The 7,748-nt window shown below is 45.3% G+C and carries 7 protein-coding genes; 3 read left to right on the top strand and 4 right to left on the bottom strand.

Annotation, left to right across the window (positions count from 1 at the left end; genetic code table 11):
- Window positions 1–102: 102 nt before the first annotated feature.
- Together mgtE and C7Y66_RS29340 are read right to left on the bottom strand one after the other, a co-directional pair.
- Window positions 103–1,500, bottom strand: coding sequence for a magnesium transporter (mgtE, locus tag C7Y66_RS29345; protein WP_106548243.1), 1,398 nt, complete (start codon window positions 1,498–1,500; stop codon window positions 103–105).
- Between the two features lie 113 nt (window positions 1,501–1,613).
- Window positions 1,614–1,961, bottom strand: a complete 348-nt coding sequence (locus C7Y66_RS29340) for a phage holin family protein (RefSeq protein ID WP_041463372.1) — start codon at window positions 1,959–1,961, stop codon at window positions 1,614–1,616.
- A gap of 275 nt (window positions 1,962–2,236) precedes the next feature.
- Between C7Y66_RS29340 and C7Y66_RS29335 the strand changes: the two genes are divergently transcribed.
- Complete coding sequence (locus C7Y66_RS29335; protein WP_106548242.1) at window positions 2,237–2,920, top strand: rhomboid family intramembrane serine protease; 684 nt, start codon at window positions 2,237–2,239, stop codon at window positions 2,918–2,920.
- Between the two features lie 82 nt (window positions 2,921–3,002).
- Here C7Y66_RS29335 and C7Y66_RS29330 read toward each other — a convergent pair whose 3' ends face one another.
- On the bottom strand, window positions 3,003–3,353 hold the full coding sequence (locus tag C7Y66_RS29330) for a hypothetical protein (RefSeq protein WP_106548241.1): 351 nt from the start codon (window positions 3,351–3,353) through the stop codon (window positions 3,003–3,005).
- Window positions 3,354–3,372: 19 nt separating this feature from the next.
- On the bottom strand, window positions 3,373–3,786 hold the full coding sequence (locus C7Y66_RS29325; protein ID WP_015156203.1) for a response regulator: 414 nt from the start codon (window positions 3,784–3,786) through the stop codon (window positions 3,373–3,375).
- A 345-nt stretch (window positions 3,787–4,131) separates the two neighbouring features.
- Here C7Y66_RS29325 and C7Y66_RS29320 point away from each other — a divergent pair, with 345 nt between their 5' ends.
- Together C7Y66_RS29320 and C7Y66_RS29315 are read left to right on the top strand one after the other, a co-directional pair.
- Window positions 4,132–5,985 (top strand): response regulator, encoded by a 1,854-nt coding sequence (locus tag C7Y66_RS29320; protein WP_106548240.1) that lies wholly within the window; start codon window positions 4,132–4,134, stop codon window positions 5,983–5,985.
- An 18-nt stretch (window positions 5,986–6,003) separates the two neighbouring features.
- The coding region (locus tag C7Y66_RS29315; RefSeq protein WP_199197713.1) for a CHASE3 domain-containing protein at window positions 6,004–7,748 on the top strand (1,745 nt) is incomplete at its 3' end.

The following is a 7,748-nucleotide window of genomic DNA, read 5'->3' as shown; positions in this document are numbered from 1 at the left end:
CAGTGTAGTGAAGCATCTCCCAGATGTTTCGCTTCGCGTGTGGATGACAATTCAAGTATTCACGCAGGAGGTCTATTTAATGCCTAACCTTCTCAGTCAAACCTACAATTGCAGAACTACCCTTGCTACCCAAAGATAGATTGAAACACCTAAAACATCAACTACGGATGTAATAAATGGCGCTGACATCAAAGCCGGATCTAAACTCAGCTTGCTAAACAAAAAAGGGAGGGCAGAACCGGAAACGGAGGCTAACAAAGTAATCGCCAGCAAACTAACTCCAACCGCGATCGCCACTTCCCAACTATTTTCTAAAAAGTAAGCCCATACAACCACCGCTAGTCCTAGCATTACCCCCAGCAGCAGCCCAACCAAAGTTTCTCTGGTAATTACACTCAGAGCTTTTTTGACGCTAACTTCACGCAGATTCAAACCGCGAATCACGACTGTTGAAGACTGCGCTCCGACATTACCACCCGCATCAATCAATAAGGGAATGAATGCAGCTAAAGCAACTACTCGTTCGATAATTTCTTCTTGGTTAGCAATAACGGCACTAGTAGCTGTATTAGCAAACAAGAGAATAAACAACCACTTCACCCGCATTCGAGCAATTTGAAATAAGTTGGTTGTTTGGAAATATTTATCGCCCCCAGACTCAACACCGCCTAGTGCATAAATATCCTCTGTGGTTTCCTGCTCGATCACATCGAGGACATCATCAACGGTGATAATGCCAACTAGACGCTGCTCTGTATCTACTACAGGCAGTGCCCCAAAGTCATAATCCTGAACGATCCTGGCTACTTCTTCTCGATCGGTATCTGTGCGGACAACAACAACCTCCCGTTTCATCACATCAGCCACAGTTTGCTCTGAGCCAGCAGTTAATAAAGCGCGTAAGGTCAGGACACCAGTAAGGTGACGAAACTCATCGGTAACATACAGGTAGTAAATGGTTTCAGTCACGTCTGCCAAACGGCGAACCCGTTCTAAGGCTTGGGCAACTGTCAAACTTTCCTTGAGTGCAATATACTCTGGGGTCATAATCCGCCCAGCAGTATCAGGTTTGTAACCTAGAAGTAGGGTAGTAGCTTGGCGTTCGGTAGGGCTGAGTTGATTCAGTAAACGCCGGACAACCTTAGCAGGTAATTCGTCAAACAGTCGCGCTCGATCGTCGGGGGACATCTTATCCACAATATCGAGGACATCTTGCTGCTTAAATTCTTCAATCAGAGCTTGCTGTACGTTGGAATCGAGATACTCGTAAACTTCGATCGCTTCATCTTTAGACAACAAGCGAAAAGCGATCGCCTGTTTTACAGCTGGTAATTCTGTAATGACAGCGGCAACATCTACAGGTTGTACGGGTACGAGTAAAGCTTTAGCTCCCCGCAAGTCTTCTTGTTCTAGCAGTACCAGCAATTGCGATCGCACTATCTCCTGTAGTTCTTGTCGCGATATATTCGCTGGTAGAGAAGGAGAATTTTGATTTTGCATCTAGGCAACTCCCTGGCTGTAGTAAGCGATCGAAATGAATCGGAAATGTCTTCAGCGATGAGTCAGAAATAATAGTTGCAACTGGCGATTCAACTTGAGGTAGATCGGCAACTTCATCTCACATTTGTGACTAATTGACCTAACACAGTAGCAACTAGTGTCAGTACGATCGAACCTAACAAGGCAGGTAGAAAGCCAGTTACAACAAAACCAGGGGTAATAAAACCTACCAGCCACAACATCAGGGCATTAATAACAAAAAGAAATAGACCAAACGTTAACAGCGTGAATGGTAAAGTCAAAATTATCAGAATTGGGCGCACGAGCGCATTAACTAGTCCTAAAATTGCCGCAGCAATTAATGCTGTGGTAAAACTATTCACCGTAAAACCAGGGACGACATAGGCTGTAATCAAAAGTGAGATAGCAGCGGCTATCCAAGTGAGTAGAAAGTACAGCATAAATCTTCGGGTGAGCAATAGCAACAAATAACTCATGCGAACTCAGGTGCGATCGCCGAAGTTACTATCTATAATCTTGACTAAAAATGTGATGAGAAAATGACACATATCAGTGACCAGTGACCAGTGACCAGTTACCAATATCTACTTTTGACAAATGACAAATAACGAATGACCAATAACAGCCATATTGTCATTTTTTAGTCACATTCAAAGTTCAAACTAGGAAATAAGCAGAATCAAACTTATCACAATTCTGTCAAACTGAAACACCCGTGGTTCCCCTGCGAGATAATAATCCCACAACAATTACCCCGTATGTCAATTATGGGTTAATTGCTGCAAATATCGCCGTTTTTATTTATCAGTTGAGTCTGAATAGGCAAGAGTTACAAGAGTTCTTCCGCTCTGCGGCAGTCGTGCCTTGCCAAATCTCCAACACTTGTCTTCAAATCCCCGCGCAACCCATACCAGAATGGTTGACACTGTTTACATCCCAATTTTTGCACGGCGGTTTTTTACATATAGCCGGAAATATGTTGTTTCTGTGGGTGTTTGGTAACAATATTGAAGACCGATTGGGTCATATCAAATTTTTATTTTTCTATCTAACTTGTGGTGCTTTAGCAGCATTGGCTCAGTGGTTTTTCTCTCAGAATTCTCCGATTCCTGCTCTGGGTGCTAGTGGCGCGATCGCTGGCGTTCTGGGTGCGTATATACTCCGCTTCCCCCGCGCTCAAGTTCTCACCTTAGTTCCCTTGGGCTTTTTCATCACGACGATCCGCATCCCTGCTATGTTTTTTCTGGGGTTTTGGTTCGTTCAGCAAGCTTTCTACGGCATTGCTAGCCTCCAAGCTCCCAGTTCTGTAGGCGGTGGTGTGGCTTACTGGGCGCACGCTGGGGGTTTCGTTTTCGGGGCAATTCTCGCCCCTCTGTTAGGTTTGTACAAGCGGGACTAGGTTTAGGTGGTTATTTTAGCTGCTCTATCCTACCTTGGATTAATTAACCAGTTGGCAGTTTGAGTTCTAAAGTAGGCAAGTACTAGAGGTGCGAGGAAAGTGCATCTATTCTTGTTTGCATTGTTTCTAGATAAATTTCAAGTGCTTGGAGGTATGATTTTCTTGCTTCTGCTTGCGCTTGTTTGGCTTGCTGATATAGATCTTCCGAACAAAAATTTTCCAACTGTGCTAACTGAATATACATTAATAACTTATCCGCTTGCTTCTGGATGAACTCGCTATAACCTTCAATAATACGACCGTTCTTTTGTAACGACAAATCATCATATTTCTGTAAGATTTTACCGCACGACTCTACTAATAGCGCACATCGACGTGTGAGGTCTAAGTTTTCTAGCATTACATGTAATTCATGTTGTAGAAAGTCTTGCATAAAATAATTCCTATATTGACTATTCAAATAAAGAAGAATGTTTGAGCGGCAAGATATGCTGGATATGATTTAAAAGTGCATCGAAATTAATTGGCTTTAGAATAAAACCAAGCGCCCCAGCACCGAATGCTTCAATTGGCTCCACGCAGTCATAGCCTGTAACTAATAAAATTGGAATAAAGGGTAAGTTGACATTTTGGTGGATATGTCGAGTCACCTCCAAGCCATCCATTTCTGGCATCATCACATCCAATAACACTAAGTGCGGTCGAAAAGTTTCGATTAAGCTAAGGGCTGCGCGACCGCTATCAGCAGTTTCCACTTGATAGCCTTCTTCCTCTAAAAAAGATTGCAGCAGTAAACAGTTGTCGGCAATGTCGTCAACTACTAAAACTCTGTGAATTTGAGGTGTTGGGTTATCGGGTTTATACACAATCGACTCACTCAAAAATTAATCAGGTTCGGATTTTTGGGTTAGCACGGTACGTTGTTTGCAGCTCGTGTACACATCATACTAGTCTCTCTATACAAAAATTAGAAGTTTTCTTCAAAATTGCTTCATTTTTATAGATTGTAACTAAAAGGCATATTTTTTGTGTTAAAAAACTATCTATGGTAGTATATTCGACTCAACAAGAGGAAAATTCAAATCTTTTAGCTGCAAGGTAACTTTATTTGCTGAGAAATTTGAGGTTGTACGAGGTAGTTAATCGCCAAACCTGCAATTTCTTTCTCGATCTGAAGTGGTAGTTACTCTTTACTCGAAGCAAGGGTGCTGATGAAAATTTTGCTAGTAGAAGACGATCGCTACACGGTAGCAAAAATCATAGAAATACTTGCACAACACCAGTATGTAGTCGAAGTGGCTGCTGATAGCGAAAAGGCAATTCAACTGATGCAGTCTTACGAATATGACCTGCTGATCGCCGATGTGGTTCTGCCTGGATTAGATGGGATCAGTCTGTGTTGCTACCTGCGGGAAAAGAACTATCAATTGCCGATTTTGCTGTTATCTGTGAAAGCTAGTGTCAGCGATCGCGTCTTTGGATTGAATGCAGGCGCGGACGATTACTTAGTCAAACCCTTCGACTCAGCAGAGTTAGTTGCTCGCGTGGGCGCTTTGCTGCGGCGACGAGAACAATTTGTTTCTCCTGCACTGACTTGGGGAGCTTTGCGACTGTTTCCCAATACCCGCAGAGTCACTTGGCAAGGAAAGCCGCTGAATTTAACCGCAAAAGAATTTAGATTACTACAGCTTTTTTTAGAAAATCCACAACGGATCTTCAGTAAAGACGTAATTTTAGATCGGCTGTGGACGGCGACGGAGTCTGCCAAAGCAGGGACGGTTGCAGCACACATGAAGGGACTGCGGCAGAAATTGAAAGCAGCTGGTGTCAAAGTAGAGATAATTGAGACGATCTATGGCGTAGGCTACCAGTTGGGATCTCCACTCGATCTAGAGCAACCCGTACAAGGCTCGCCTGTATTGCCAATCAAAATCGAACCAAGTCCAGCGCAGCAGGAAGTTATGGCTGTCGCGGCTGAGGTTTTGCAGGAAATTAGAGCCAGCCTCAATGAGGAGACAGCATTGTTCGAGCAAGTCATTGCCCAATTATCTGCTGGAACGCTGGAACGAGAACTGCGGCGACAAGCTGAAAGACACGCCCATCAATTAGCTGGCTCGTTAGGCTCTCTAGGTTTATCGCAAGGATTTGAAGCGGCACAGCAGATCGAGCTATTACTGCAAGGTGAAATGGCGTTGCGGCAGACAGCAACACGACAATTACAGTATTTTGTAGAGTTACTCAAGCAAGCTTTGGTCGCAATCCCTATGCCAATTGCCCCAGCTTCACCAAGAATTGCTTCGGCGCGACTGCTGGTCATAGATGACGATCGCATTCTCGTCAACCAACTACGACTAGCGGCAGTCGCGGCTGGATTCAATCTAGAAATAGCAACGACTTTGGCAGATGGTAGAAGGGCGATCGCCCAAAACCCGCCCGATGCCATTTTGTTAGATTTAAGCTTTAATGAAGATACTGAGGATGGACTCAAGCTTTTAGCAGAACTGGACGAGCAAAACTCTTCCATTCCCGTGTTAGCATTTACCGTGCGCGATAGTTTGACTGACCGGATTGCAGTTACTCGTTTAGGCGGACGCGCTTTTCTACACAAACCCATTTCCATCAGTGAGGTTTTCAACGCGATCGCTCAGGTCATCGATCCCCCTCCCATTCCAGAGGCTAAAATCCTGGTTGTCGATGACGATCCCCAAATTCTAGCAACTTTCGTCGAGCTACTACCTGCTTGGGGGTTGCAAGTGACAACTCTAGCCCAACCGCAACGCTTTTGGGAACTACTGAGAACCGCAGTGCCAGATCTGCTAGTTTTAAATGTATCTATGCCACAGTTTAGCGGAATTGAACTTTGTCAAGTAGTACGCCATGACCCGCGATGGGAAAATCTACCAATTCTAATGTTATTAGAGCGAGAAAATGCCGATTTAATTCACCAGATATTTATGGCTGGTGCAGATGACTATATCTGCAAACCGATTGTCGCACCCGAACTGATAACTCGGCTCTTGAATCGTCTAGAACGCATCCGCTTGCGGCAACAGCCCAGAAGTTGAGTCAACTCCCTACTCCCTATGAAACTGTCTGTCCTCAGCAAGATTTCCATCGGCTTTGTGGCGCTATTAACAACAGCCAGCATTACTGGGGCGATCTTGGTACAAATTCCGCTGAGGCAGAACGTAGCAAGCCGTTGGCTGCAACATACTCATGAGGTGCTGTTGGAACTGGAAACGGTACTCGCAAACATGGCGGATGCCGAAACAGGACAACGGGGCTACTTACTCACGGGAGATCGACGTTATTTAGAACCTTATGACGCGGCGATCGCTCAAATTGACGCACAACTCCAGCAACTTAAAGTATCGATCGCGGATAACCCAGAGCAACAGCGTCGGTACGAATTGCTTGAACGACAGATCGAGGCAAAACTAGGTTTGATGGCGAAAACTATTGCCTTGCGAAGCAATGAAGGGTTTGAGCCAGCAGTGCAGGTTATCTTTTCCGGTCAGGGCAAACAGCAAATGGATGCTATTCGTGCTTCGATTAGCGAGATGGAGCAAGAAGAGAATCGATTATTAGAGCGTCGGATTAGAGATTACCGAGCGATCTCCCAACTGACAACGCAAGCATTTTTAATTCTTTTGTTCCTAAGTTTAGCACTCATTTGTGTCGTTTACTATTTAGTCAATAGCGATATCACCTCCCGCAAGCGAGCGGAGATCGAAAATCTGCGACTTTTACAGCAGGTGCAGACAGAACGGGGATTGCTGGAAACCGTGCTGCGGCAAATGCCTGCTGGAGTGATTATTGCCGAAGCTCCTTCTGGTAAGCTGATCCTGGGAAATCAACAAGTAGAGCAGATCTGGCAACATTCTTTCCTGGTTGCCGATAACGTCGAGCAGTATTGCGAATATAAGGGGTTTCACCAGGACGGGCGACCCTACAATCCGCAAGAGTGGCCCCTAGCTCGATCGATCCTGAGTGGGGAAGTTGTTATCGAAGAAGAGATCGATTTTTTGGCTGGGGATGGTACGCGGGGGACAATGCTTGTTAGCTCTGCACCCATCCGTAATGCAGCAGGTAACGTAACCGCAGGCGTAGTCACTTTTTCTGATATCAGCGATCGCAAGCTAGCTGAGAAAGAACTGCGCCGCCGCGAAGCTGAGTTGCGTTTTCTCAACGAAGCTTTACCCGTAGGCATTTTTAAATTAGATTCTCAAGGAAACTGCACCTACACCAATTCTCGCGCTCAGGAAATTTGTGGCTTTACGCTTGAGGAAGCATTGGAAACTGGCTGGCGACGGTTTATCCATCCTGATGATACAAGACAGCTTTGGTCGCAATGGTTGCCAGCAGTGGCAGCGCATCAAGAATTCTGTGGGGAAGTGCGTTATTTGCATCGGGATGGAACAGTCCGATTTGGTCGAGTTAAGGTAGCGCCGCTCTTTTCCCGTAGTGAGGCGATCGGTTATGTTGGCACGATCGAAGATATCACCGAAATTCGTGCCATAGAAAAAATGAAAAGCGAGTTTATCTCTGTTGTCAGCCACGAATTACGCACGCCTTTAGCTTCAATTCGCGGTGCTGTCGGGTTACTTTCTGCCGGACTACTGCTCGACGAGCCAGAAACAGCCCAAGAAATGTTAGAAATTGCCTCGCTTGATACAGAACGCTTGATACGTTTGGTGAATGACATTCTCGACTTAGAGCGGCTAGAATCCAACAAACTGACTTTAGTTAAACGGTGGTGCGATGCTGCTGCAACTATGCGCCAAGCTGTCGAAAGCCTCCAACCTGTTGCTGTCTCTTATACACATCT

This window comes from Chroococcidiopsis sp. CCALA 051, from assembly GCF_003015105.1.
GTDB lineage: Bacteria > Cyanobacteriota > Cyanobacteriia > Cyanobacteriales > Chroococcidiopsidaceae > Chroococcidiopsis > Chroococcidiopsis thermalis.
Note: the sequence above shows the minus strand (reverse complement) of the source record. Positions and strands in the feature narration are given on the sequence as shown.

Bases quoted from the DNA above. Each gene is read 5' to 3' on its own strand.
- C7Y66_RS29340 (WP_041463372.1), bottom strand. From the start codon at position 1,961: ATGCTGTACTTTCTACTCACTTGGATAGCCGCTGCTATCTCACTTTTG.
- C7Y66_RS29330 (WP_106548241.1), bottom strand. From the start codon at position 3,353: ATGCAAGACTTTCTACAACATGAATTACATGTAATGCTAGAAAACTTA.
- C7Y66_RS29320 (WP_106548240.1), top strand. From the start codon at position 4,132: ATGAAAATTTTGCTAGTAGAAGACGATCGCTACACGGTAGCAAAAATC.
- mgtE (WP_106548243.1), bottom strand. From the start codon at position 1,500: ATGCAAAATCAAAATTCTCCTTCTCTACCAGCGAATATATCGCGACAA.